Consider the following 857-nt stretch of genomic DNA (forward strand, 5'->3'; position numbering starts at 1 on the left):
TTAGCTAGTACTTGACCACGTTCAACGTCTTCACGCTTAGTACCACGTAGAAGTGCACCAATGTTCTCACCAGCACGACCTTCGTCAAGAAGCTTACGGAACATTTCAACACCAGTACAAGTAGAACGAGTTGTATCATTGATACCAACAATTTCTACTTCGTCATTGATGCGGATGATACCTGCTTCAACACGACCAGTTACAACAGTACCACGACCCTGGATTGAGAAAACGTCTTCGATAGGCATGATGAATGGCTTATCGATGTCACGCTCTGGCTCTGGGATGTAAGAATCAAGTGCGTTTGCAAGCTCAACAATCTTATCTTCCCACTCTTTCTCGCCTTCTAACGCTTTAAGCGCAGAACCAGCGATTAGAGGTAAGTCATCACCTGGGAAATCGTATTCAGAAAGAAGTTCACGAACTTCCATTTCTACTAGTTCAAGTAGCTCTTCATCATCAACCATGTCACATTTGTTCATGAATACGATGATGTAAGGAACGCCAACCTGACGAGAAAGAAGGATGTGCTCACGCGTTTGTGGCATAGGGCCATCTGTCGCAGCAACTACTAAGATCGCGCCGTCCATTTGAGCAGCACCAGTGATCATGTTTTTAACATAATCGGCGTGACCAGGACAATCTACGTGTGCGTAGTGACGTGTAGGTGTATCGTATTCAACGTGAGACGTTGAAATAGTGATACCACGTTCGCGCTCTTCTGGAGCGTTATCGATTGATGCGAAATCTTTAGCAACACCGCCGTATACTTTTGCAAGTACGTTAGTGATTGCTGCAGTTAGTGTAGTTTTACCGTGGTCAACGTGGCCGATTGTACCAACGTTTACGTGCGGTTT

The 857-nt window shown here is 45.3% G+C and carries 1 protein-coding gene; it reads right to left on the bottom strand.

Features of this window, described 5'->3' with window-relative positions; translation table 11 throughout:
* On the bottom strand, positions 1–857 hold an 857-nt coding region (tuf, locus tag H5160_RS20090), incomplete at both ends, for an elongation factor Tu (RefSeq protein WP_182738531.1).

Origin of the sequence: Pseudoalteromonas sp. SG43-4 (genome assembly GCF_014164325.1) — a bacterium.
In the GTDB taxonomy this organism is placed as follows: domain Bacteria; phylum Pseudomonadota; class Gammaproteobacteria; order Enterobacterales; family Alteromonadaceae; genus Pseudoalteromonas; species Pseudoalteromonas distincta.